Consider the following 24,971-nt stretch of genomic DNA (forward strand, 5'->3'; position numbering starts at 1 on the left):
TCCGCTTATCCCACCGACGCGTCTTCGGGCGTGACGGCCTCGTTCAGCGCCAGATCGAAGACCTTGTGGAACACGGGCACATCCTGGGCACCGGAGACGGCGTACTTCCGGTCGATGATGAAGCAGGGGACGCCGTTGATGCCCATCGAGCGCGCCATGGAATCTTCCTGCTTGACCAGTTCCAGGTCCGTGTCGTCATCCAGTTGCCGGCGGACCGTCGCGGCATCCATACCCGCCTCGGCGGCGATCCGTTCCAGCACGTCGCGGTCGCCGATATCCTCACCGTTCTCGAAATAGGCATCGAACAGAAGCTGCACGACCTCGTTCTGCAGGTTGTCGGCCAGCGACCAGCGCACGAGCCGGTGCGAATCCAGCGTCGAGGGCGTGCGTTGAATCCGGTCGAACCGAAAGTCGATGCCCAGTTCCGCGCCCGCCTGGCGAATGTTGTCATAGATCCGGCTCGCCCGTTCGGCACCGCCGAACTTGGCCGACAGATAGGCCGCACGGCTCATGCCGGCGCGGGGCATCTCCGGGTTCAACTGGAACGGACGCCAGCCCAGTTGCACCTCGATGTCATCACGTGTCGCCAGCGCCGCTTCCAGCTTGCGCTTGCCGATGTAGCACCACGGGCAGATCGTGTCGGAAACAATGTCGATATTCATGCCAATACTCTAGCCCGACTCAGTTAGGTTACAACCATGACATGGAAGTTCTGCTGGAGAAGACAATGACCGACGCACGACGGCTGGATGGCAAGACGGCACTGGTAACCGGGGCGAGTTCGGGGCTGGGTGCGCACTTTGCGCGGGTGCTGGCCCAGGCCGGTGCGGCGGTCGGTGTCGCGGCGCGGCGCGTCGAGCGGCTGAATGATCTGGTGGCCGAGATCGAGGCGTCGGGCGGCAAGGCCTTCGCGACCGCGCTGGACGTGACCGACCTGAAGCAGATCGACAGTGCGGTGACCGAAGTCGAGGCGGCGCTCGGTCCGATCGATATCCTGGTCAACAACTCGGGGGTCACGGCACCGTCCGCGATCCAGCGGATTTCCGAGGAAGACTATGATTTCGTCATGGATACCAATCTGAAGGGGGCCTTCTTCATGGCCCAGGCAGTGGGAAAATCCATGATCGAACGCAAGTCCGGCGGCCGGATCATCAATATCTCCTCAACCCTGGCGCATCGGGTGATCGGACAATTGTCGATCTACTGCATGTCGAAGATCGCGCTGGACCAGATGACCACGGCGATGGCGCTGGAATGGGCGCGGCACGACATCAATGTCAACGCGATCTGTCCGGGCTACATCGAGACCGAGATGAACGCCGACTACTGGCAGACCGAGGCCGGACAGGCGTTCCTGCAACGCTTTCCGCGACCGCGGGTCGGGGAGCCCGCCGATCTGGACGGTGCGCTGCTGCTGCTGGCGGGCGACGAGGGCCGCTTCATGAACGGCTCGGTCATCCGCGTGGATGACGGCTTCGCGGTGGGCTTCAAGTAGAAACGGGTTCCGGTCGCGATCAGGTGCTGGCGATCTTGGGGTCCTGGAACTGCTGCAGACCGGCCCGTGTATCGAAGGCGTCGATCGTCGACAGCAGGGTCGCGCGGATGATTGGCTTGGTCAGATAGGCGTCCATGCCGGCCGAGCAGGTCTGACTGCGCATGCCCGGCACGTCGTGCGCCGTCCAGGCCACGATGGGGATGCTCGCTGCTGCAGATTTCAGTGCGCGGATCGCGCGGGTCGCGCTCAATCCGTCAACATCCGGCATCGCAATGTCCATCAGCACAACATCGAACGCCTCAGTCGAAACCCGCTCGATGGCGCGCGCGCCACCCTCGGCCTCGGCCACCACATGCCCTGCGTTTTCGAGCAGAACCCTGGCAATATTCCTGTTCGCCTTGCTGTCATCGACAACCAGAATGCGCATGAAAAACGAGGCCCTTTGCAAATCTTTCTATTCCGGCCTGATCCCCGATTCCCAAATCGCCAGTCATTTGGCGAAATGAAACGATCAGAGCCGGTTTTGGTCTTTCAGAACCATTCGCAGCAAGCCCGATGCCAGATTGTATGTGTGATTTCGATACCACGTCGGCGGACGACAATATGTGAGCAGCATCATAAAATTGACAACATATTGTGTATCGATGCGGTATGGCATCAAGATCGGCGTGCAAGATCACTTGCAGACGCGATTATCATTCGGGATCGATATCCCGTTCCGGTTGAGGAAATCGCCTATATTTTTGGCAGAAAGCGCGCTGTTGAACTTGGCAGTCTGCTTCTGGTCCACCTGGATGAAGGTGTTCATGCCGACCGCGCGGCCGCACAGATCGATCAGCGGCCCGCCGCTGTATCCGCCCAGCACGTCGGCGGTGTGGATGATCGATGTCGTGGCGCCCAGGTCCTGGGTCGAACGGATCTCGCCGCCGTTCTGGTGCATGTCGGGAGCTGCCGACCGATCGCCCCGCAACAGTCGCAGGAAGCCCGCGTCGGTGCCCAGCGCCATGCCCGGATAGCCGGCAACCAGGACGTTCATGAGCTTGTCGACCTGACCGGCAAGCGGCAGCGTGGACGGCGCAACCGGTCTTTCGGTCTTGAGCAGGGCGAAGTCCGGATTGCCGGGCCTGCCGGGCGGGGAGGTCGCGATCACGCGGGCCCGCACGATATCGCCCAGCGCATCGCTGGTGACGATCACGGTTTCCGGATCGGCTGATTCAATGACGTGGCGGTTGGTCACGATCAGATCGCGGCTGATGAAGAAACCGGTGCCCGTGGCCGAGACACGCCCGCCGTTCACCGGCAGGATGAAGACCACCGCGTTTTCAAGCAACTGGGAGAGTTCTGAGACGGGACGGGCGAGCGCCTCACCCGTGGGGGCCGGTCGGAACTCGGGATCCTGCGGTGCGACAGCCGGTTGAGGCGCGGCGGGTTGCACCTGTCCCTGGCCCGTACGACCGAGCATCGCGTTGGCCTTGGCTTTCAATGCTTCCAGACGGGCGACGTCGGACGGGGCCGTGCCCGGTGGGCATTCGTAGGCCGCGACGAACTTCAGGACGGTGATCAGTTCGGCTGACAGTTCGCCGCTTTCCGCGTCGAGCTTCGCCACCTCGGCCAGCATCTCGTCGCTGGGGGCGCCCGATTGCGACGAAGGCACGTCCCTGACGACAGTCTCCGGTTCCCGCGTCAACAGCAGATAGAGGGCCACCGCGATCCCGAGCGCTGCGAGCAGGGAGATGATCCACCAGGCCGTGAAGGCCGGAATGCCGCGGTGCCGATCGTGTGTTTCGACCGCGCTCATCGCAGGTTCATCGGCAGTTCAGTCAGGTCAGTTATACGCATGATCACTTCCGCAGGTTGAACCGTTAACGTAGGTTTGCCACATCGGAACTGCAACGCGCCCTGCCGTATCAGGAAGAAACGGAACGATAATCTGTCTACGATCAGGACAAGCAACGCCGACCTGAACCGTCTTGGCACAGCCGGGCGTGACGTCTCGGAATCCCGTGAGCAGATTGCCGCCATCCTGCGGAACCGCATCGGACCTGATGCAGCCCGGCTGCTGGCGGTGCCTGCCGGATCGGACAGCTCAACCGACATGAACTGGGCGGATGCCGAAGGGGCCAGGCTGGTGCCGCTTTCGGCACTGCCGCCTGATCAGCAGGACGCCGTCAGGGCTTCGTTCGAGGTGCTTTCTGCGCGAATCGAACGCCTGGCCGAACAGATCAGCGGCGAAGGCGACGCCGGGCGGATTGCCGGGCACATGATGCGGCTGGCCCTGGTGACGCCGGACGGGTTCGATGCGCTTCACGCGGCTGACGGCCAGCCCGTCCTGGTGAACTGGGGACACGCCGCCGAAGGGCAGGATGTGCCGGTCCTTGATCCCGTACAGCCCGAACCTCTGGCCGCGGCACCCTTGGCGGGTGCGGCTGCCGCGATCCCGGCCGCCGCCGCCACGACCGCGACCGCCGGTTCGGCAGCGGCTGCCGAAGCTGGCCCGGCGTCCGATGCCGCCGAACGCCGTTCCGGCGGGGGTGCCGGTGTCATGGCCTGGCTTCTGCCGGTCCTGCTGCTGTTGGGTCTCGGCTATCTGATCTGGCTGCTGATGCAACCGCTTGAACCGGAGATCGTGGAACGCGAACTGCCGCCTCCCGACGTCGAAGACCCTGTTCCGGCTGCGCGCGACCGTCTCGCCGCCCTGCGTGAGGAACTCGCCGAGGCCGAGGCCCTGCGCGATGAACTGGGCGGCCTGTGCGAGGTGATCCCGCAGGAGCGTGCCGTCCTGCCGCCGCCCGAACCGGAACCCGAGCCGAGGGTCACCGTTATCGAGCCGCCAAAACCGCCCGAGGAACCGCCGAAGGTCGTGGAGCCCGCGCCTGCACCGGAACCGAAGCCGGTCCCGCAGGTGCGCCCAAGACAGCGCCCGCTGCTGCCCGACGAGGTGCCCCGTGTCAGCGAGAAGCCGCCGCAGATTGCGCAACTGCCCTCTCAGACCGACCCCGAGCCGACCCTGTGCGAGCCGGGCTGGACCCCGACCCAGCGACCGGAAGTGATGATCGTGATCGATGGATCCGGATCGATGCAGGACAGCTTCCCCGGTGCCTCCTCGCGGATCGATGCCGCGAAACGGTCTGTCACCGGTGTTGTCCGGAACCTGCACAAGGACATCAAGACGGGCCTGGTCTCGTTCACCGATTGCGGCGAGACCTCGACGCCGCAGAAATACAGCTATTCCCAGCGACCAACGCTGCTGTCACGTGTGCAGGGGGTGACCCCCAGCCGGGGCACGTCGCTGGCCAATTCGATCCGCCGCGCGGGCAATGCCGCGAAATCCGTCGGTCCGGCCACGGTCGTGGTTGTCAGCGACGGCGAGGACACCTGCGGCGGCGATCCCTGTGCTGCGGCGCGCGCGCTGAAGGCCAGCAAGCCGCTGCTGAAGGTGAATGTGATCGACCTGAGCGGCGGGCGATCATCGGTGCTGCAATGTGTGGCGAATGTGACCGGCGGGCGCGTCTTCACGCCCCGGAACGCGAACCAGATGAATCAGGAAATGCAGCAGGCGACCGGCCAGCCCGACGCGAGCCGGTGTAACCCGTGAACGGAGCAGTAAAGTGACCGAGGAACGGACCGGGCCGGTTTTGGCCGAGGAACAGCTTGATCGTTACCAGCCGCTCGGCGCTTTCGGGCAGCCGGTGTACCAGAGCCACATTCAGCTTCAGGCTGCGCTGAGTCAGCGGCTGGGACCGAAGTACGCCAATTTCTTCGCCATTCCGCAGATCGATCCGCAGGGCAAGCGCGTGGCCTGGGTTTCGCCCGTCGAGGGCGAGCCGCGCCGCTGGTCCGAATTGCCGGAAGACGAGCAGGCGTCGCGGGCGCTGGATCTTCAGGTCATGAAATCGGAATTCGATACCTATCTTTCGGAACTGAAATCCTACGAAAAGCAGGGCAAGGAGCCGCGCGGCGCAAAGGCGTTCGTGGCGGTGATGGAACAGGCCCTGCGGACACCGAACGACCGGCATCTGCACTTTGTCGGCGATCAGCCGGTCTCGACGTTCTGGGGCTTTCGCGAGGAGGAGAATCCGCCGTTTGAAACCCTGACGGCCGCGCCGCGTGTCGCGGGTGCGGCGGCTCCCGCCGCCGCTGCGGTCGCCGGTGCCGCCCCCGCCCGCCGCTTTTCCTGGTGGTGGCTGCTGATCCCGCTGCTGCTGTTGCTGGCGTTGTTGCTCTGGTGGCTCTGGCCGGGTGATCTGCCCGTCGTGGATGAGAACAACGACCGGGCAGGGATCGAGGAACCGGTGGGCGTGGACGAACCGGTGGTTGAGGACCCGCTGCCCGAAGGTCCGCGTGATCCGGCGCTGATCGAGCGGGACGGCGTGATCGTCGACCGCGACGGCGTCATCGTGCCCGACGCTACGGTCGAGGGCGAAGGGGGGGTGCTGGTGCCTGAGGAAGGTGACGCCCCCGTTGTCGAGGGCGAAACCCCCGTCGATCCGGCTGGCCCGGAAGCGGTCGACCCGGATGCGCCCGCGCCGGAAGGCGAACAGCCTGCCGAGGAGCCGGCAGTACCTGAGCCGCCCGCACCCGAGGAAACCCCAGCTGACGAACCGACGCCACCTGAAACGCCGGAGCCGCCGGCCCCCGATCAGGGCGACGGCAACGACGGCCCGGAACCGTCTGCACCGGATCCGGGTGAACCGCCTGCGATTCCCGAGAACGCCCAGGACGGCGTTGCCGACTTCATGCAGGGTCAGTGGCGCAGCGACAGCGGTCTTGTCGATACGCAGACCCGCCAGAAGCTGACGCAGGAGTACAAGTTCGACAAGGATGGCAAGGGCGAAGCCGTCATCCGGCGCGCCGACGGTGTCACCTGCCGCGCACCGGCCGAGGCAACGGTGAAGGATGGCAAGCTTCGGGTCGAAGAGAAATCGAACCTGAAATGCAGCGACGGGTCGTCCTTCAAGCGTTCGCGCACGGTCTGCACCAAGGATGCATCCGGCAAGGCCGAATGCATCGGAACCGACGCCGACGGCAACCGTTTCAAGGTTGATCTCAATCGTGGCGGGCAACCATGAGGTTTTCCGTTGCGGCGCGATTTGCGCTACACAGGCTGAAGTGTGAATTCAAAGAAGGCGATCAGCGCCCATGCCTCTCGCGACCCTACTGAAACGACCGCCGGTTCTGTCCCTCGTGCCGTCCAGTGGCGTCCAGATCATTGATCTGGGCTTCGCGGGCGGTCGTGCCGCGGGTGTGGAGACAAGCTGGGGGTTTCACGACAAGGCCGGCGACGAAACGCCACCGATCCGGATTGCCAGCGACGACGAAAGCGCGGCCAGCAGCTATGAGGTCGATCTGAAGAAGCTGCTGGAGACGTTCGGCGACGTCTGGACGCCCCTGCCGATGCTGCGGGAAGAGCAGGGCGGCGACTACTTTCACGGACCCACCAACTGGGCGCGTGTCTATCTGAAGAAGCTGGACGAGCCGGACGAGAACGGTTTCGATCACCGCGTGCTGGTCGCTTTCGACACCCATCTGCTGCCGCAGCGGGAAGGCGAGGCCTATCTCGCGCCATCCGACAACGACGCGCAGCGCGGTGCCGTGTTCTCCATCTGCCGCTCCGAAAAGGCCCTGAACTGGTTCGTGCAGGAGCCGTGGGTGTCGGAATGGTGCCATGAGGCCGTGCGCGACATGGTCACCCGCGAGGAAGCGAAGCGCCGCCGCAGCTCCGGTCCGGCTACTGACGAGCAGGTGGCGGAACGGCTGGAAGGCCCGAAGGAAGCGATCGCCCGCTACAAGGCGCTGGTCTATCTGCTGTCCGACCTGGACCTGACGCCGAAGGTCCGGATGATCGACCGCGTGACCGAACCGCGTCCCACGCCCATCGACGTCGACCTGGTGCTCGACGTGGGCAATTCGCGCACCTGCGGCATGCTGATCGAGACACACCCGGACGAAACCGGCACCGACATCACCCAGGCGGTGAAGGTGCAACTGCGCGATCTGTCCGATCCCGTGCATGTCTACTCCGACCCGTTCGAGAGCCGCATCGAGTTCAATCGGGCGAGCTTCGGCAAGGACGATATCTCGCTGACCAGCGGACGTCCGACCGCCTTCTCATGGCCCACGGTGGCGCGGATCGGACCCGAGGCGCAGCGCCTGGCCGGCCTCCGGCGCGGCAGCGAAGGCGCGACGGGCATGTCATCGCCCAAGCGCTATCTCTGGGACGAGGATCCGCGCCAGGACGGCTGGCGCTTCAACAGTCCGGCGCTGCACGGTGAACATGCCCCCGCCGCGACCGGCGTGTTCTTCACCACGCTGGTCAATGACGCGGGCGAGCCCCTGCACAAGGTGCCGGATCATGTCTCGCCGCATGACGAACGGCGGTTTCCGTCGTTCCGCGCGGTCTACGCCCGCAGCCACCTGATGTCGTTCGCGCTGACCGAGGTCTTCCTGCAGACCCTGGTGATGATGAATTCGGCGGCGCACCGCCTCAGGCGTCGCAACGCCGACCTGCCAAGGCGGCTGCGCCGTGTCATCATGACGATGCCGACGGCCTTGCCGCTGGCCGAGCGCCAGATCCTGAAGAAGCAGGCCGAGGCTGCGCGCGACCTCGTCTATCTCTGCCTCGGACAGGCAAAGGTCGTGAACGATGCGGAAACCGGCGCGCCGGTGCTGCAGCCGTCGCCGGGCGTCGAACTGCCCGAGATCCGCATCGACTGGGACGAGGCCAGCGCCACGCAGGCGGTATATCTCTACAGTCAGATCGCTCAGTCCTATTCGGGAGATGCGCGCGCCTTCTTCAGGCGCAGCCGCCTGCCGATCAACCGTACCGATGACAGTCTCGGAGACGACTTCCGGCTGGCGACGCTGGATATCGGCGGCGGGACGACCGACCTCGTGGTCTCGGCGTTCAGGGTCGAGGGCAAGGGCGCGAATGTCACCCTGTTCCCGAAACAGATATTCCGGGAGGGCATGAGCCTCGCGGGTGACGATATCGCCTTTCAGATCATCCGCGAGCATGTGCTGCCGCCGATCATCGAACGCCTCGAAGAGAGCGGGCTGGGCGATCGTGCCGAGTTCCTCGCGCAGCAGCTTTTCGGCGGCGACCGCGGCGACATGGACATCGAGGAGCAACTGCTGCGGCAGCAGTTCGCCGTACATGTCGCATTGCCCACGGCGCTTCATCTCATCGGCATCTACGAGAACTGGGACCGGGTCAGTGCGGCGGACGAGGCCAGTCTGCGGCTGGGCGATCTGTTCGGCGATGGCGGCGAGGCAGGGCTGTCGGTTGTCGGGCACGTCAACGAAAGCGCACGGCGCCAGGGCGCAACGGATTTCGACCTGGCCGATGTGACCGTACCGATCGAGCCGCGTGCCATCGACCTCACCGTGCGCGGTGTCGTGCTGGAGATGCTGCAGGCGTTTGCCGAAATCGTCTATCGGGCCCGTGCCGACGTGCTGATCCTGTCCGGCCGGCCGTCGCGGATGCCTGCGGTCGCCGACATCCTGACCGAGAGTATGGCCCTGCCGCCGCACCGCGTGATCCCGCTGCACAGCTTCCGGGCCGGGTCGTGGTATCCGTTCCGCGATTTTGCGGCGACGATCTCCGACCCGAAGACGACGGCGGCCGTCGGTGCCATGCTGTGCCTGCTGGGCGAGGGCCGGTTGAAGAACTTCAACTTCCGTTCCGACCATCTGACGACCAAGTCGACCGCGCGCTATTTCGGCAAGCTGGACCGCGACAACCGACTGCGTGATGACGATGTGTATTATCGCGATCTGGATCTGGAGAACGAGGACTACGAACTGCCGGAGGAGCCGTTCGAGTTCCGGGGGCCGATGACCCTGGGCTTCAGGCAGTTCGACGCCGACTGGTGGCCCGGCAGCCGCCTGTACAGCCTCGATTACGCCAGTCCCGACATCGCGGCAAAGCTGAATCCGCGCACGCCCCTGAGTGTCACTCTCAGGCGCAACACGCGGGGCGAGAACAAGAGCATCGTTGACTCCTTCATCATCGACAGGATCGAGGATACGGAGGGGCGGGCGGTCGGATCGAACCAGCTTCGGCTGCGGCTGCAGACAATCGAAAACCAGGACGGTTACTGGCTCGACACCGGTATCCTGCTGAACAGGTAGGGGCAGGCAATGGTGGATCAGACAAGCACAGGCGAGATTTCCGAGGCGGTCGAACGGCTGAGCAGCGGCGGCGCGGATGCGCGGCTCTGGATCGACAAGGTACGCGGATCGTCGGCCAGCGTCGCCAACGAGGCCGACAGCCTGATCGAGACGACGCGGCGCGCCCGGCTGGCCGCCCGGCGGATCGGCGGGGCGCTCGACCGCCGCAACTGCGTCGGGGTGTTTGGCCCCAGCCAGGCCGGCAAGTCCTATCTCGTCTCCGCCCTGGCGCGCCGCAAGGACGCGCCGCTGGAGATCGATTTTGCGGGCGATGTCAAAGACTTCCTGCGCGAGATCAATCCGGCGGGTGATCGCGAATCCACCGGGCTCGTTTCCCGGTTCACGCGCCACAGCGGCGAGGCCGATCCGGAGTTTCCGGTCGAACTGCGGCTGTTGAGCGAGATGGATCTGGTGAAGATCATCGCCAACAGCTTCCTGTCGGACTTCGATCCCAACAACATGACGCTCGAACTGCCGGACGAACAGGCGATCCGCGATACCATCCGGGAACTGGAAGGCGGTATCCGGTCCAGCGCGCAGGCCGCGGATCATCTGGACGAGATCGAACTGTTCGACCTCGCCGAATATTTCCGTCAGCATTTCCGCAGCCGGGTTGGCGCGCTGGACCGTGCCAACTACTGGGATGCCGTGATCCGCATTGGCGGGCGGCTGCCGATCCCGTCCCGGGCGAAGCTGTTCGCATTGCTGTGGGGTGATCTGCAACCCTTTACCGACCTGTTCATTTCGCTGGCCAAGGCGCTGGAAGCAATCGGAAATGCGCCGGAGGCCCGCGCAGCCCTGGCGGGGCTTATTCCGCGCGAGACCGGCGAGCCGCCGCGCCCCAACACGATCATCGATGTGGCGGTGCTCTCGCGGCTGAACTCGGAAGAGGATGCGCAGGACACGGTTGCCATCAAGCCCGTTCACGCGGATGGACCGGCGGCACCGACCAGCCTGCCGCGTGCCACGCTGACGGCGCTGATCGCCGAGGTGAAGCTGGTCATGGTGGATGCACCCTGGCCGTTCTTCGAACACACCGACCTGCTCGATTTCCCCGGTGCCCGGTCGCGGCTGAAGCTGAACGATCTGCCGCCGGTGGAGGCGGACCGCGACAAGCAGCTTCGCGAACTGTTCCTGCGCGGCAAGATCGCCTACCTGTTCCAGCGCTATACCAGCGAACTGGAACTGACGGCGATGCTGCTGTGCATGCCGCCCAGCGTGCAGGAGGTGAAGGACCTGGCCGGCATGGTCAGGTCATGGATCGACACGACCCACGGTGCGACGCCGGATGTGCGTGCGCGGGTCAAGAACGCCCTGTTCCTGGTGCTGACCAAGTTCGATCTGGAGTTCCTGGAGAAGGGCGGCGACGATGCCGACTCGCGGCGCAGCAAGTGGGATCGGCGGCTGCACGCATCCTTCCTGGAACTGTACGGCAAGGACGGCTGGACCGAGGACTGGGACGGCGATCCGTTCGCCAATACGGTGTTCCTGCGCAATCCCGGGATGAAGCAGGTTCATCTGATGGACTATTCGGATGTGGACCGGCTTGTGGAATCCGGGCCCGCGGCGCAGTCGTCGAAGGTCATCGGCGAATATCGCGATGCCTTTCACGGTTCGGCACTGGTCGCGAAGCATTTCAATGACCGCGACAGGGTCTGGGATGCGGCGATGCAGCCGAATGACGGTGGCGTCGAATATCTGGTCGAGCGCCTGTCGGATGTGCTGGACCCGAACCTGAAGCGCCGTCAGGGCACGGAACGGCTTCTGGAGGCCGTCACGCGGCTGGAGACGGCACTGAAGCGGTTCCATCACGGTGATGGCGATGATGCGCGCCGCAAACGCGATGAACGCCTGCAGGAGGTCCGCAAGGCGCTGCTGGGGGCCGTCCGCACACAGGAGTACCGGAATTTCGCTCATCTGATCGACCAGCTCCAACTGCCGGAGACCGATGCACGGGGCATCTTCTTCAATGTCGCGGCGATGCGGGAAGAGGATCTGGCTGCCGAGCAGGCCGATGACAGCGAAGACGCCGGCGGCGATGCGGACCCCTGGGCGGACGATGACCCGTGGGCGTCCGAAACAGCCGACTCCGGCGAAGGCGAAGCTGCGCCGCTGACAAAACGGCGCGAGCGGCCCGAGATCTTCGCCGACCGGGTGATCAACGCCTGGACGGCGCGTCTGAGGCGTTTCCAGCAGGATGACGCCAGCCTGCGCGCGCTGGGCATGAGCAGCGAGATCGTGGGCGAGATCGTCGATGATCTGATTGTCGGCGCGGATCGTCACGGGTTGCCCGATTCCATCGCGGAATCCGTGCGGGCCGAAACGCTGACCGCAGGCGCCCGGTGGGAAGATGCCGCCGACCGTGCCGTGCGGATCGCGGCCTACGAGATCAACGACTATGTTGGCTATCTGGGGTTCGGTGCCGCGCCCGAGTCGGAGCGTCCGAAATTCCCGGAAGCGCCCCGCGATCCGGTCCGGTCGATCTTCAGCCCGCCGCCGACCACGCTGGGCATCGAGGTCGGCAAGTCGCGCGCGCTGCTGGAACGTGAGTTCTTCGTCGACTGGGGCGTCGCCCTGCGCAGAATGGGTGTCGACAACGTCAGCCATGATTCCGGCCGGGAAATCTCGGATGCGGACAATCGGGAACTGGGCAGGATCATCACCACCATCGATGTGAAGGACCAACTCATGTCGGGCAGCGGGGCGGAGTAGGGCAATGCCGGTACGGGTCGAGCAGGATCAGGACCATGCGGCGGGGGTGGCCCGTCTCACGGCGGTCGGTGCGGCGGGGCTGGATCCCGATACACTGGAGATCCGGATCACATCCAGTCAGAACGGGGCCGACCGGCATCTGGATCCGTCCCGGGCGGGTGCCGACGCCTGGGTGCCGGCTGAACGCTGGTTTCGCGGCGCGTCCGCCGCTGAAGCGGGGTCTGGCTTTTCCGTCGAACTGGGCCCGGCAGCCACCTGGCACCTGAAGCCATTCCAGCCCTACGCGGTGACGTTCCGGGACGGCACGGGAAAGACGGTCGAAGACCGCATGATCTGGATCGACATGCGGCTGCCGTCCAATCCGCCGCCGCCCTCGGAAGATGCGGGTGTTGCCTCGGCGGCTCCTGTCGAGGAAACGCCGGTCGATCCGGCACCTGAGCCGGACCCGCTGGCGGCTTTTGCCGAGATGGAAGAGGAGCAACCCGAGGCACAGGCTGAACCGGTCACAGATCCCGATCCGCCAGTCTCCGACGAGGAAAAATCCAGAGGCAGCAGCGTGTTGTGGTGGATTCTTGGTGTATTGCTTCTGATTGCCGCGATCGGCGCGGCTGTATGGTTCTTCCTGCTGAACGCGCCGGACGAACCGGTGGCCGAGGATCCGCCGCCGGTCGCCGAGACGCCCGCCGGCGATCCTGCACCCGATGTTGTGGAAGTGCCGCTGACGCTTGAGGGGGCCCGCGCGTTTCTTCTGGAGCAGAAGCCCGCGCCCGACCGGGCGTTGGACGAAGCGGATCGGTTCACGGCGGGTGACCAGCATCAGGCGGCTTTCCTTCTGACCAAGTACGCCGCCCAGAAGGGCGATGGTCAGGCTCAGTTCAGAATGGCTCAATACTACGATCCGGCAACGCATGACCCCGCGACCGGTGTGATTCCGGAGGCGGACCCGCGCGTGGCCGCCGACTGGTACGAACAATCCGCCAAGCTGGGCACTGTCGAGGCGATGGCGCGTCTGGGTGAGATGCTGAAACAGGGTCTCGTGGATCGACCGGATGCCCCGGAACAGGCTGTCTTCTGGCTCAGAAAAGCCGCCGAGGCAGGCAATGAAAAAGCGAAGGAGTTGCTTGAATGATCGCGCGTATCCTTCTGATATTGATGTTTTTTGTTGTCGCGTTACCGATGGCTGTTTCCGCACAGGATCGCCGCCCGCTGCTGCTTGAGGGCAAGACGGCGCTCTATCAGAAGATCCTGACTCGACCGGACGCCTCTCTGGCCGAGGGGCCCGGCGGCCCCGGCACGCGGGCACTGGACCCGTTCACGGTTCTCTACATCTATCAGCGGCATCCGGTGGATGGTGGCGGCCAGACCTATCTGGAAGTCGGTCCCGATGCGAAGGGCACGGTCTCCGGATTTCTGCCCGAGAGCGCGACAGTGCCGTGGGATCATGCGCTGGTGCTGGCCTTCACCGATCGCGGGAACCGGGACAGGGTGCTGTTCCTGGAAGACGAGGCTTCGCTGGACCGGTGGCTGAACGATCCGAACCTGGCGCTGCGGGCGGAAGAGGCGCGCAAACGGGCCGACGAACGCACCCTGCCCGAAGACAGTCCGGTGCTGTCGATCGAGCCGGAGGCCTACGTCGATTTCGCCAACGAGTTCTACATGCTGCCGGTGCTGGAAGCGAAGCCGAAGCGCCTGCCGGGCCGCAAGCGGGCCATGGGGGTCCGCATCGCCAGTGTCACGCGCGATGATGCGCCGAAACTGCAACTGCTCAACACGCGCCAGAATCTGGAAGCTCTTGGTGAGTTCCGGGCGGGCGTGGTGTTCGTCATCGATGCGTCAAGCTCCATGCAGCCCTACATCAGCCGGACCCGGAAGGTTATGCGCGAGGTCCTGGACAAGGTTGCCGACGCCGGTCTGAAGGACAAGGTCCGCTTCGGCGTCGTCGGATATCGCGATGACCCGGCCAAGGTGAAGGGTGTGGGCTATCTGACCCGGACCTTTGCCGATCCCAACCAGATCGAAAGCACGACGGACTTCCAGACCGCCGTTGAACCGCTGAGTGCCTCGAAGGTGTCCACGCGCGCTTTCTCGGAGGACGCCTTTGCCGCCATCGATCACGCCATGGGGCGGATCGACTGGCAGGGCTTCGATGCGCGCTACCTGGTGCTGATCACGGATGCGAGCGCGCGGGACGCATCCTCGCCGATCGCGACCCTGCCGCTGACCGCCGCCGACATGCGGCGCGATATCCAGGGAGGCAGCAAGGCCTTGCCGACGGCGATGTACGTGCTGCATCTGAAGACGCCGGTCGGCGCGGATGATCACGCGAAGGCCGAAGCGCAGTACACCGAACTCAGCCGTCTCGATTCAGGCCGCTCACTCTACTATCCGGTGCCGTCCGGCGATCCCGCCGCATTCGAGCGCAAGGTCGGGTCCCTGGCCGATGCGCTGGTCGAACAGGTCCGCCAGACGCGTGATGCCAAGGATGCTAGCGACATCGCCAACGCACCGGCAGCACCGTCCGGTGATACCGACGACGATCTGCGTCAGTCCGCTGCCGAGGTGGGCCGGGCGATGGCGCTGGCCTATCTGGGCCGCGTCTCGGGATCGAAGGCCCCGCCGATGTTCGAGGCCTGGGCATCGGATCGCGACTTCGCCGATCCGACGGTGCCGGCCTTTTCGGTGCGGCTGCTGCTGTCGAAGAACCAGTTGAGCGATCTTCAGCGGACGATGCAGGCGACGGTCACCGCGCTGGACGCCGGTCAGATCGATCCCGGCGATTTCTTCAATCAGTTGCGCAGTGCCGCGACCGCGATGGGCCGCGATCCGAATCAGGTCGGGCAGGGGGATGTGCGGAACCTGGCCGCGACCGGACTGATGGGCGAGTATCTGGAGGGGCTGCCCTATCAGAGCCGCATCATGTCGCTGACCGAGGATGACTGGATCAGGATGAGTGTCGGCGAGCAGCAGTCGATCATCGATGACGTCAATTCCAAGATCCGTCTCTACCAGCGGTTCCACGATGATTCCGACCGCTGGATTGCGCTGAACGACGGTGACGACGCAGGCGACCGGGTGTATCCGGTGCCGCTGGACGCGCTTCCCTGACCATGCCCGATGCCCTGATCGACTTCAGGCAGGTGGAACGGCATCGGGGAGATGGTTTCCGGTTGCTGATCGAGCGGTTTGAACTCGGGCCGCGTGAACGGATCGCCATCGTCGGCCAGAGCGGTTCGGGCAAGAGCACCTGTCTCGATCTGCTGGCCATGACTCTCAGGCCGGACCGCGCCGCATCGATGACATTCTCAAGGGCCAACGGCGAGTTGCGCCCCATCCACGAACTCTGGCGCGATAACCGCCGCGCCGAGCTGGCGGGTCTGCGCGCGCGGCATTTCGGATACGTCCTGCAGACCGGCGGGCTGGCCCCGTTCCTCAGCCTCTTCGAGAACGCCATGCTGTCGCGCCGGCTGCTGGGCCTGTCCGGCGGCGGGCCGATCCGGCGGCTTTCGGAGCAGCTGGGGATCTCGCACCTGCTGTCGCGCAAGCCCCGGCAGGTTTCCATCGGCGAGCGGCAACGCGCCGCGGTCGTCAGGGCACTGGCGCACGAACCGTCCATCGTTCTCGCGGACGAACCGACCGCCTCGCTGGATCAGTCCAACGCCGAAGAGGTCATGCGCCTGCTGACCGAAGCTGCAGCGGAGGCCGATACGGCGCTGATCGTGGTGACGCACGACCGGGATCTCGCCGGCTGCTTCGGTCTTGAACTGGTCGAATGCATCCATGATCCGGCGACCCGGACATCCTCGATCGAGCGGGTGGCGGCATGAGACTGCGTCCCGTGCATCTGGGCCGCCTGGCCCTGTCGGACCTGCTGGACGAATGGCCGATCGCCTTCGCGGTCACGCTGGCCATTGCGGCCGTGCTGGCCCCGTTGCTGGTGCTCAGCGGGCTTCAGTCGGGCGTCGTCGGAGAAATCTTCGACCGGCTGCGTGCGGACCCCGCGATGCGCCGTATCACCCTGGACGCGACCGGCGCCAAGCGCTTCGACGCGGACTGGTTCCGTATGATGCGGGATCGGGAGGACGTGGCGTTCATCATGCCGTCGACCCGCTTTGCCGCAGCGCAGGTCGAGATCACGCCCGCGGACAGGGACGGGGCGCGCCCGATGCGTGTCTCACTGACACCGACCGGCCCGGGCGACCCGGTATTCGCGCCGGAAGGTGTCGACCTGGATGCGCTGGACGATGTGCTGATCAGCGCTGCCGTCGCATCGCAGGGCGAACTGAAGGTCGGCGACCGGCTGTTCCTGGATGTCGAGCGCCGCAGGGCGAACGGACGCGTGGAGGCGGCGGGACTGGATGCCTTCGTGCGGGACATTGCCAGACCCGAGGCCCATGGCGGAACCGTCGTCTTCGTCAGACCCGAACTGCTGCAGGCCATCGAGGCATTCCGCGATGGTTTCGCCGCGCCGGAGCTGGGATTCGAGACCGGAGAGGCGCGGGCGACGCGCGATGTCTTCCCGAACTTCCGGCTTTACGCCCGCCGGATCGAGGATGTTGCCGGACTGGCCGCATGGCTGCGCACCGACCAGGGGTTGAGCGTCAGCGCGCAGGAGGCCCGTATCGGATCGGCCATCGAACTGGACAGCAACATCAGTGCGGTGCTGCAGGCAATCATCGTGCTGGGCGTCGTCGGACTTGCCGGCAGTCTGGCGGCGATCCAGTGGGCGGCGGCGGCGCGCAAGCGACGGACCATCGCGATGCTGTCGCTGATCGGCTATGGCCGGTCGTGGCTGATCGGGTTCCCGGTGTTTCAGGGGCTGTTGCTCGCCGCCAGTGGCATACTCGCGGGAATTGCGCTTTCATGGGGCGCTGCGACGTGGATCAACCAGTATTTCGCGGGCAGTTTCGGGGCGACCGGTGAGGCGTGCCGCATCACGTTTGCCGCGATGTTGAGCGGTGCGGGGGTGGTGGTCCTGTTCTCCCTGCTGCCCGCCGGGCTGATCGGTGTTCATTTCAACCGTCTGGAGCCGAGCGATGAAATCCGCGATATGTAAATCGCTGTTCGCCCTGACGGTCCTGGTCGTTCCGTTTGCGGCCGCCGCTGCGGACTGGAAGACCGAGAGCTACAATCCGGCACCGCTGGAGGGGGATCTGATCTTGCCGATGCCCTGCGGCGGAGCGATGGCGTTCCGCAAGGTGCAGGTGCCCAGCACCGGACTGCTGGACGATCAGCGCTTTACCATGGGTACGCTTGAGGAAGAGCAGGCCTATGCCGAGTTCCGGCGCAACGCCTGGCTGGCCGGCTCGTTTTCCGATCGCACGGATGAGAACTCGCGCTTCTACTATATGGGCAAGTACGAAGTCTCGAAGATGCAGTTCCAGGCGCTGTCCGGTACCTGTCCGGACCCGGCAGATGCCGATCTTGAGATGCCGGTCACCCGTGTCTCCTGGGCGGAGGCGGCCCTGTTCGCCGAAGGCTATTCCGACTGGCTGCTGAAGAACCGGAAGGATGCCGTGCCGTTCGAGGACGGCGCGCCGGGGTTTCTGCGGCTGCCGACCGAGGCCGAATGGGAATATGCGGCGCGCGGCGGCAGCAAGGTCAGCCCCAGCGCGTTCTCCGACCGGCTGCCGTTTCCGCAGAAGGATCTGGATGCCCACGTCATCCACGACGGCAATTCCTATCGCGAACTGAACCTGATCGGCACCCGGGCATCGAACCCGCTGGGCATTCACGACATGCTGGGGAATGCCGCCGAGATGACCATCGACCCCTTCCGGCTGAATGTCGTGACACGGCTGCATGGCCGGGCCGGGGGGTTTGCGCTGCGCGGCGGCAGTTACCGCACCCGCCCGACCGAGGTCCGGACCAGCGATCGCGAGGAATTTCCGCCGGTCGATGAACGCGGCATCCGGCGGCCCGATACTGCCGGCTTCCGGCTGGTCATGACCGCACCGGCCCTGCCGAGCCGCGCGAGCATTGATACCGTCCGCAAGGACTGGGAGAAGCTGCCGCAGGAGAATGAAGCGCCGTCGAACACCGGAAAGCTTGCGGACGAACAGGCGGATCCCGTGAAGGAAGCCCGTGCGCTGGCGGACGCAACTGCCGATGCCGAGGTGAAGCGTCGGCTGGAAAACCTGTCCGTGGTGATCGCCGAGAGCATTCGCACACGCAACGAACAGCGCGACCGGGCAGCGCGCGAACTGTTGTCGAACGCGGTCTTCGCCGCCCGTCGCGTGACGACCGATATCCGCATCGTCGACCGATGGGCGCAGCTGGCCAGATCGACCGGCGATGCAGACCGGCGCAGCCGCTACGAGAAGAACCGTGACGAGGATCAGCAGGTGCTGGACTTCAATCTGGGTTACTATATGGACCGGCTGACAACCATTGCGGGCGAATATGGCCCTGCCACGCTGTCGTCCCAGGCCGGTGCGCTGAAGGCGGGTTATCGCGCGCGGGGGCTGACGACGCTGCCGCCGCTGACCGATGGTGTGCTGGCCCATGTCGAGGCAGTGCGCACGTCCGGTACGCAGGCCCGGGACGATGTGCTGACGTCGCTGAAGCAGCTGGCGAAAGCGGCTGAGGAGTAGAGGAGAACGGGTATGGATCTTTCATTTCGAACCGTCGGGAGGGGGGTCGCTGTCGGCCTTCTGTCGCTGTCGGTGTTGGTTGGCGGGTGTGCCACGAATGGCGATACAGGCCAGTCCAATCCGTTCGATTTCCTGGCTTCCGACAGCGCGGACAATCCGAATCTGACGCCGGAAGAGCGGGCGCTTCGGAAAGATGCGGAGATTTTCAACGAGACGGTCTTCGGGGGCGCGGCCACCGGCGCGGCGCTGCTTGGCGGCCTTTGCGTGGTGGGCGCGCTGCTGGGGAACAACAATTCGCTGGGCCGTTGCGCGGTTCTGGCCGGTGTCGGCGCGGCGGTGGGTGCCGTGGATGGCTATCTGGTCGCAAAGCGGCAGGAAGCAGCGCGCAAGCAGGTGCGTGAAATCGATCTGGTCACGCAGGAGATGGAAGAGAAGAATGTCAAGCTGCGCCGGCTGGTCGCCACATCGAAGAAGGTGGTCGAGCAGAACCGGGAACGCATCCGCGACGTGCAGATCAAGGTCGCGCAGAATCAGGCCCGGCAGGACGAACTGCGGATCGAAAAGGAACGCCTGGAATCCAACATCGACGTCATGGACGAGACGATCGCCAGCCTGAAGAAGGAGCGTGAGAACTATCAGGATGTCGCTGATGATCTGACCAATGAAGGGCGCAACACGACAGCCCTGCGACAGGAGATTTCGGAGATGAATCAGCAGATCGCAGCCCTGGAACGCGAACGTAACGAGCTTGAACAGATCAACCGTGCCGTGAGGATTGGATGATGTATCTGAGATTTTTCAGCCGCGCAGGCATGATGGCGTCGGTCCTGATGATGGCTGTGGCCTGCACGACCTATACCCAGCAGAAGGCCGACGCGCTTTCGGGCGGGCCGGAACGCCGGGTGCAGGAGGCGAAACAGCGTCAGCAGGCGGCACAGGACGCCAATCTGGGTCTGAAGAGCGACCAGGAGGCGCTGGCCGAGGAACGCGAGATGCAGGAACAGCAGATCGTGGACCTGAACCGGCAGGTCCGGGACCAGGAGCAGGCGATCGCGCGCGCGCGGGCCGAGAACAGGATCAGCCGGGCAAAGGAGCAGCAACTCCGCGACCGGGTGCGGGATCTCGACCGGGATATTCAGGAAGCCGAGCTGCGACGGCTTTCGGCATCGGCGTCCGGGAACAAGGCCCAGGAACGGGCGCTGGAGTCGGAACTCGACCAGTTGAGAAGCAAGGCCCGTTCCCTGGATCGGGAAATCAGCGATCTCAGCAGTTGAGACCGCGGGTCACCAGCCCTCGTTCTTCAGAAAGTTCTGAGCGAGAAAGCGGTACATGTCGTTGATCGCCACGCGTGACGGTTCGGCGGCCCGCAGGTCGGTCTTCTTCCAGACCGGCTCGACTTCGCCCCAGACCAGCGTGTCGCGATGCAGTACATCCCGCGCGCGACGGATGTAACTGATCACCGAGGGCAGGTCCTGAAACGCGGACATGACCTCCGTGAACTGGTTTTCCACGCCCTCGAAAATGATGCGGTATTCGCGGATGGGGACGGCGACGATCTGGCGGGCGCGCAGCGCGACTTCCAGTGCCTGCCGGTCGTTCTTCAGCGTGGTCTGAACCAGATCCATGTCCTTCGGCAGTTTCGCGATCCAGCCGTAATAGCTGCGAAGCGCCTCGATATAGGCCATCTCGCGGCCCATCTGCTCCAGCATGCTGACAACCTGTTCGCTGTCGTCGAGCTGCAGAAGGCGGGCGGCGTCGCTGAAACCCTTCTGGATGTGCTGCTTCAGTTCGGGATTTTCCATCATCCGCGGCAGGGCCGCCGCAGTGGCCTCGGTCAGGTCCTGCTGTGTCGCCCAGGAAGCCAGGCGCAGCATCAGCTTGTCGCGCGCCCGGTCGTAGTGCTGGTCGTCGATTTTCCAGGAGGCGGTGCCGTCGATGATCTCGGTCGGGATGGCATCTCCCGGCGCGATGTGCTTGACGAACTTCAGCGCCTTCTCGGCTGCATTGAGAAGCTGATAGTCTTCCGTGTCCGCCGTGATACCGAATTCCTTCTTCACGACTTCCAGCGTCATGGCCGCATCAATGTCACCGAGGGGAATGTTCAGAACCGCCTTCCGGTCGGTGGACAGGGAGATGACCGCACCGTGGAGACCGAAGACCCGGTGCTTGAAGTCGAAACGTGTGAGATCGAGCGGCACAGATTTCGTTGACTGTGCCTTTGGACGGGTCTTGGGGACTGGTATCAGTTCAATTTCCACCTCCATACAGTGCCGCATCGGCGATTAAGGATTACTGAACGCGGTTGACGGCCCGCAGACGGCTGGGACCGAACGCTTTCTTAAGGGTGTTCCGACACAATGCACCCCCTGGAAACCCGCGCCGAAGGGTTTGGTGTGCGTTGGTCTCGCGGTTTCCAGGGGACGTTATCTGCTGCAGACCGGCGATGGGAACATGAACCTGACCACTGAAACCATGCGAGGACCTGCCCCGCGCCGCGGAGTCGTGCCCGGGGCTGTCGACCGCGGAAGAACCGGCCATGGCGGCGATATGGTGCAGGACAAGGTGATCGCCATCGGCGCATCGACCGGCGGCCCTGAAGCCATCGCCGAACTGCTGTCGCTTTCCCGCGGGCGCGTGGATGCTCCGATCCTGATCTGCCAGCACATGCCGGGCAACCTGACGGCGATTCTCGCTGCGACCCTGAGCCGCCAGACCGGACTGTTCTGTCACGAAGCCGTCGACGGAGAGGTCCCGGTTGCCGGCAGGGTCTATCTGGCGCCTGGCGGGTTTCACTTGCTGGTGGAACGCCGTTCCGCCAGGCCGGTACTGCGCCTTTCGACCGCGCCGCCGGTTCATTTTTTCCGGCCCGCCATCGATCCGCTGTTCGCGTCGGTTGCGGCCCTCTATGGATCGCAGGCGCTGGGCATCGTGCTGACCGGGCTGGGTGAGGATGGAACGATCGGCGCGCGTGCGCTGACCGACGCCGGCGCGACCGTCGCCGTGCAGGACCGGCAGTCCAGCCTGATCTGGGGCATGCCGGGTGCCGTGGTCAAGGCCGGTGCGGCCAGCGAAGTGGCTAGCCTTTCACGGCTCGCGGAACTGATGCGGCTGCCGCCTGCTGATCCGAAGTGGTGCTGAAAGCGGTGAAGGGCAGCCTCATGCGAGACCGCCCTTCACGTTGAACTTGCGACCCGGGCTGTCCGGGTGGCATGTTGTCAATCAGTTGCTGGCAACCTGTTCCTTGCTCTCGAAGCAGTTGGAGCGCATCTGTTCGTAGTTGCCGGCTTCGCGCATGGCGATGCGGAGTTCGGCACGGGCGGCCTTGCAGGCTTCCAGGCTGTCGTAGGCACCGAAATGAACGGTCGCCTCCGCCTGCATCTCGGCTTCCCAGTTGCGGACGTTGTAGTTGATCCGCTGCATGTCATAGGTCGTCAGCTCGGAAGCGGGCTTGACATTGTCCTTGATGGTTTCCAGGCCGTGATCCGAGGCGGGGGTGCCAATTCCGACGGCGGCAGCTACGAGCAGATAGTACATGTGTTTTCTCCAGGTCTTTGCGCCACTGTGACCAAGCGGCTTTCGTGATTTTCGAAAACCAGTTCAGCAAGCCGCGTGCCAACTCGGAGATTCGGCGTTTGTGACGGATGACACGGTCCGGACGCGACTTTCCGGTGCAATTCGAGAAGGCGGTACGATCCGGCATCCAGAACGTGACTGTTGCCCCGGCAAGCTTTGCCGCCATGCAGCGCCTGCACGTCAGGCGCTGCCGATCGCGGCTTTGCGCCTGCCTGCCGCCTCTTGTATATGTGTGGGATATCCAAAAATGCAGCGGGTGATGGAACGTGAGTGGCTCAGACAAGAAATCGATAGATGACTGGCGTGCGGCGGCGGAGAAGGAACTGCGCGGTCGCAGCCTCGACGATCTGACCTGGCACACGCCGGAAGGCATCGACGTCAAGCCGCTGTACACGGCCGAGGACACCGACGGTATCGATCATCTGAACAGCCTGCCGGGGTTTGCACCCTATGTCCGGGGCGTGCGCGCCAGCATGTATGCCAACCGGCCCTGGACGATCCGCCAGTATGCGGGTTTCTCGACCGCCGAGGAGTCCAATGCCTTCTACCGGCGTAATCTCGAAGGCGGCCAGCAGGGGCTGTCGGTTGCCTTCGATCTCGCCACCCATCGCGGTTATGACAGCGATCATCCGCGCGTCATGGGCGACGTGGGCAAGGCGGGTGTCGCCATCGATTCCGTCGAGGACATGAAGATCCTGTTCGATCAGATCCCGCTGGATCAGGTGTCGGTGTCGATGACCATGAACGGCGCGGTGCTGCCCTGCATGGCCGGCTACATCGTCGCGGCGGAAGAGCAGGGCGTGACGCCGGACAAGCTGGCCGGAACCATTCAGAACGACATCCTGAAGGAGTTCATGGTTCGTAACACCTATATCTATCCGCCCGAGCCCTCCATGCGGATCGTGTCGGATATCATCGGCTACACGGCCGAGAACATGCCGAGGTTCAACTCGATCTCGATCTCCGGCTACCACATGCAGGAAGCCGGTGCGACGCAGGTTCAGGAGCTGGCCTTCACGCTGGCGGACGGTCTGGAATATGTCCGCACCGCGGTGAACAGCGGCCTGGACATCGACAAGTTCGCCCCGCGTCTGAGTTTCTTTTTCTGCATCGGCATGAACTTCTTCATGGAAGTGGCCAAGCTGCGGGCGGCGCGCCTGTTGTGGCATCGCATCGTCAGCCAGTTCGATCCCAAGGATGAACGTTCGACGATGCTGCGCACGCATTGCCAGACCTCGGGTGTCAGCCTGACCGAGCAGGACCCCTACAACAACGTCATGCGCACGACCATCGAGGCGATGGCGGCGGTGCTGGGCGGGACGCAGTCACTGCACACCAATGCGCTGGACGAGGCGATCGCGCTGCCGACGGATTTCTCGGCACGGATCGCGCGGAACACGCAGCTCGTCCTGCAGGAGGAAACGGGCATCCCGAAGGTCGTGGATCCGCTGGGCGGTTCCTATTACGTCGAGGCGCTGACCAACAAGCTGGCCGAGGACGCCTGGGCACTGATCCAGGAAGTCGAGGAACTGGGCGGCATGACCAAGGCCGTGGCCGAAGGCATGCCGAAGCTGCGGATCGAGGAGTCGGCCACCAAGCGTCAGGCCCGCATCGACCGCGGCGAAGAAGTCATCGTTGGCGTGAACAAGTACAAGCCGACGCAGGACAATTCGCCGGACGTGCTCGACATCGATACGACCAAGGTCCGTGAGGCGCAGATCGCGCGCCTGAAGCGCATCCGCGAAACCCGTGACGAGGACGCCTGTCAGGCCGCGCTGAAGGCACTGACCGAAGGGGCCCGCGGCGATGCCAACCTGCTTGCGCTGTGCGTCGACGCGGCGCGCGCGCGGGCGACCGTCGGGGAAATGTCCGATGCGATGGAAGAGGTCTTCAGCCGTCATCGTGCCGAGATCCGCTCGGTCTCAGGGGTTTACGCGGCCGCCTATGAGGGCGACGAGGGCTTTGCCAAGATCGGCAGGGATATCGAGGCCTTTGCCGAGGCCGAAGGCCGCCGCCCGCGCATGCTGGTTGTGAAGATGGGGCAGGACGGTCACGACCGTGGTGCCAAGGTCATCGCCACCGCCTTCGCCGATATCGGCTTCGATGTCGATGTCGGCCCCCTTTTCCAGACGCCCGAAGAGGTCGCACGGGATGCGGTCGAGAACGACGTGCACGTGATCGGCGTCTCGTCGCTGGCAGCGGGGCACAAGGCGCTGGTGCCGGCCCTGATGCAGGCGTTGAGGGATCAGGACGCCGAGGACATTCTGGTGATCTGCGGCGGCGTGATTCCGGCGGGCGATTACGAGATGCTGAAGGAGCAGGGTGTTTCGGGCATCTATGGACCAGGCACGCACATCCCGGCTGCGGCTGCGGAAATCCTGGAACTGGTCAGCAACGCGCGCCGTCCCGAAGCTGCTGAATAGCGCCAGCAG

Annotated in this window: 19 protein-coding genes; 14 read left to right on the forward strand and 5 right to left on the reverse strand. The window is 64.6% G+C overall.

Annotated features, from left to right (window positions below):
* Nucleotides 1–5: 5 nt before the first annotated feature.
* The gene (locus ACN0X7_RS01965; protein WP_417513539.1) at nucleotides 6–662 is read right to left on the reverse strand and encodes a DsbA family oxidoreductase; all 657 of its coding nucleotides are present in this window, start codon (nucleotides 660–662) and stop codon (nucleotides 6–8) included.
* Between the two features lie 65 nt (nucleotides 663–727).
* On the opposite strand from ACN0X7_RS01965, the gene ACN0X7_RS01970 reads away from it, so the two are divergent.
* The gene (locus ACN0X7_RS01970) at nucleotides 728–1,495 is read left to right on the forward strand and encodes an SDR family NAD(P)-dependent oxidoreductase (protein ID WP_417513541.1); all 768 of its coding nucleotides are present in this window, start codon (nucleotides 728–730) and stop codon (nucleotides 1,493–1,495) included.
* Between the two features lie 19 nt (nucleotides 1,496–1,514).
* On the opposite strand, the gene ACN0X7_RS01975 is transcribed toward ACN0X7_RS01970, so the two are convergent.
* Entirely contained in the window at nucleotides 1,515–1,922 is a 408-nt protein-coding gene (locus ACN0X7_RS01975; RefSeq protein WP_417513543.1) for a response regulator, read from the reverse strand.
* A 249-nt stretch (nucleotides 1,923–2,171) separates the two neighbouring features.
* Nucleotides 2,172–3,293 (reverse strand): trypsin-like serine peptidase, encoded by a 1,122-nt coding sequence (locus ACN0X7_RS01980; protein WP_417513545.1) that lies wholly within the window; start codon nucleotides 3,291–3,293, stop codon nucleotides 2,172–2,174.
* Between the two features lie 297 nt (nucleotides 3,294–3,590).
* On the opposite strand from ACN0X7_RS01980, the gene ACN0X7_RS01985 reads away from it, so the two are divergent.
* The 11 genes from ACN0X7_RS01985 (at nucleotide 3,591) to ACN0X7_RS02035 (ending at nucleotide 20,240) form a co-directional block, all read left to right on the forward strand.
* A complete protein-coding gene (locus ACN0X7_RS01985; RefSeq protein WP_417513547.1) occupies nucleotides 3,591–5,090 on the forward strand; it encodes a VWA domain-containing protein in 1,500 nt (499 codons plus the stop codon).
* Between the two features lie 13 nt (nucleotides 5,091–5,103).
* Nucleotides 5,104–6,564, forward strand: a complete 1,461-nt coding sequence (locus ACN0X7_RS01990) for an SrfA family protein (RefSeq protein ID WP_417513549.1) — start codon at nucleotides 5,104–5,106, stop codon at nucleotides 6,562–6,564.
* 70 nt (nucleotides 6,565–6,634) lie between these two features.
* Nucleotides 6,635–9,625: a virulence factor SrfB gene (locus tag ACN0X7_RS01995; protein WP_417513551.1), complete on the forward strand. Its 2,991-nt coding sequence runs from the start codon at nucleotides 6,635–6,637 to the stop codon at nucleotides 9,623–9,625.
* A 9-nt stretch (nucleotides 9,626–9,634) separates the two neighbouring features.
* Complete coding sequence (locus ACN0X7_RS02000) at nucleotides 9,635–12,376, forward strand: virulence factor SrfC family protein (protein WP_417513553.1); 2,742 nt, start codon at nucleotides 9,635–9,637, stop codon at nucleotides 12,374–12,376.
* A gap of 4 nt (nucleotides 12,377–12,380) precedes the next feature.
* Complete coding sequence (locus tag ACN0X7_RS02005) at nucleotides 12,381–13,505, forward strand: hypothetical protein (RefSeq protein ID WP_417513555.1); 1,125 nt, start codon at nucleotides 12,381–12,383, stop codon at nucleotides 13,503–13,505.
* 47 nt (nucleotides 13,506–13,552) lie between these two features.
* A complete protein-coding gene (locus ACN0X7_RS02010) occupies nucleotides 13,553–15,481 on the forward strand; it encodes a vWA domain-containing protein (RefSeq protein ID WP_417513557.1) in 1,929 nt (642 codons plus the stop codon).
* Between the two features lie 2 nt (nucleotides 15,482–15,483).
* A complete protein-coding gene (locus tag ACN0X7_RS02015) occupies nucleotides 15,484–16,200 on the forward strand; it encodes an ABC transporter ATP-binding protein (RefSeq protein ID WP_417513559.1) in 717 nt (238 codons plus the stop codon).
* Nucleotides 16,197–17,429 (forward strand): FtsX-like permease family protein, encoded by a 1,233-nt coding sequence (locus tag ACN0X7_RS02020; RefSeq protein ID WP_417513561.1) that lies wholly within the window; start codon nucleotides 16,197–16,199, stop codon nucleotides 17,427–17,429. The genes ACN0X7_RS02015 and ACN0X7_RS02020 overlap by 4 nt, the downstream gene beginning before the upstream one ends.
* A complete protein-coding gene (locus tag ACN0X7_RS02025) occupies nucleotides 17,410–18,966 on the forward strand; it encodes a formylglycine-generating enzyme family protein (protein WP_417513563.1) in 1,557 nt (518 codons plus the stop codon). The genes ACN0X7_RS02020 and ACN0X7_RS02025 overlap by 20 nt, the downstream gene beginning before the upstream one ends.
* A 12-nt stretch (nucleotides 18,967–18,978) precedes the next feature.
* Nucleotides 18,979–19,749 carry a hypothetical protein gene (locus tag ACN0X7_RS02030; protein ID WP_417513565.1) on the forward strand — a complete coding sequence of 257 codons (771 nt, stop codon included), beginning with the start codon at nucleotides 18,979–18,981 and terminating at the stop codon, nucleotides 19,747–19,749.
* Nucleotides 19,749–20,240 carry a hypothetical protein gene (locus ACN0X7_RS02035; RefSeq protein WP_417513567.1) on the forward strand — a complete coding sequence of 164 codons (492 nt, stop codon included), beginning with the start codon at nucleotides 19,749–19,751 and terminating at the stop codon, nucleotides 20,238–20,240. The genes ACN0X7_RS02030 and ACN0X7_RS02035 overlap by 1 nt, the downstream gene beginning before the upstream one ends.
* A gap of 9 nt (nucleotides 20,241–20,249) precedes the next feature.
* Here ACN0X7_RS02035 and ACN0X7_RS02040 read toward each other — a convergent pair whose 3' ends face one another.
* Nucleotides 20,250–21,164 (reverse strand): hypothetical protein, encoded by a 915-nt coding sequence (locus tag ACN0X7_RS02040; protein ID WP_417513569.1) that lies wholly within the window; start codon nucleotides 21,162–21,164, stop codon nucleotides 20,250–20,252.
* Nucleotides 21,165–21,417: 253 nt separating this feature from the next.
* Here ACN0X7_RS02040 and ACN0X7_RS02045 point away from each other — a divergent pair, with 253 nt between their 5' ends.
* Entirely contained in the window at nucleotides 21,418–22,104 is a 687-nt protein-coding gene (locus ACN0X7_RS02045) for a CheB methylesterase domain-containing protein (protein ID WP_417513571.1), read from the forward strand.
* An 81-nt stretch (nucleotides 22,105–22,185) separates the two neighbouring features.
* Here the strand turns inward: ACN0X7_RS02045 and ACN0X7_RS02050 are convergent, their stop codons facing one another.
* Complete coding sequence (locus tag ACN0X7_RS02050) at nucleotides 22,186–22,500, reverse strand: hypothetical protein (RefSeq protein WP_417513573.1); 315 nt, start codon at nucleotides 22,498–22,500, stop codon at nucleotides 22,186–22,188.
* A gap of 305 nt (nucleotides 22,501–22,805) precedes the next feature.
* On the opposite strand from ACN0X7_RS02050, the gene scpA reads away from it, so the two are divergent.
* The gene (scpA, locus tag ACN0X7_RS02055) at nucleotides 22,806–24,962 is read left to right on the forward strand and encodes a methylmalonyl-CoA mutase (RefSeq protein WP_417513575.1); all 2,157 of its coding nucleotides are present in this window, start codon (nucleotides 22,806–22,808) and stop codon (nucleotides 24,960–24,962) included.
* Nucleotides 24,963–24,971: the final 9 nt, after the last annotated feature.

The sequence above is a fragment of the Minwuia sp. genome, assembly GCF_048263705.1.
Classification (GTDB): Bacteria; Pseudomonadota; Alphaproteobacteria; order Minwuiales; family Minwuiaceae; genus Minwuia.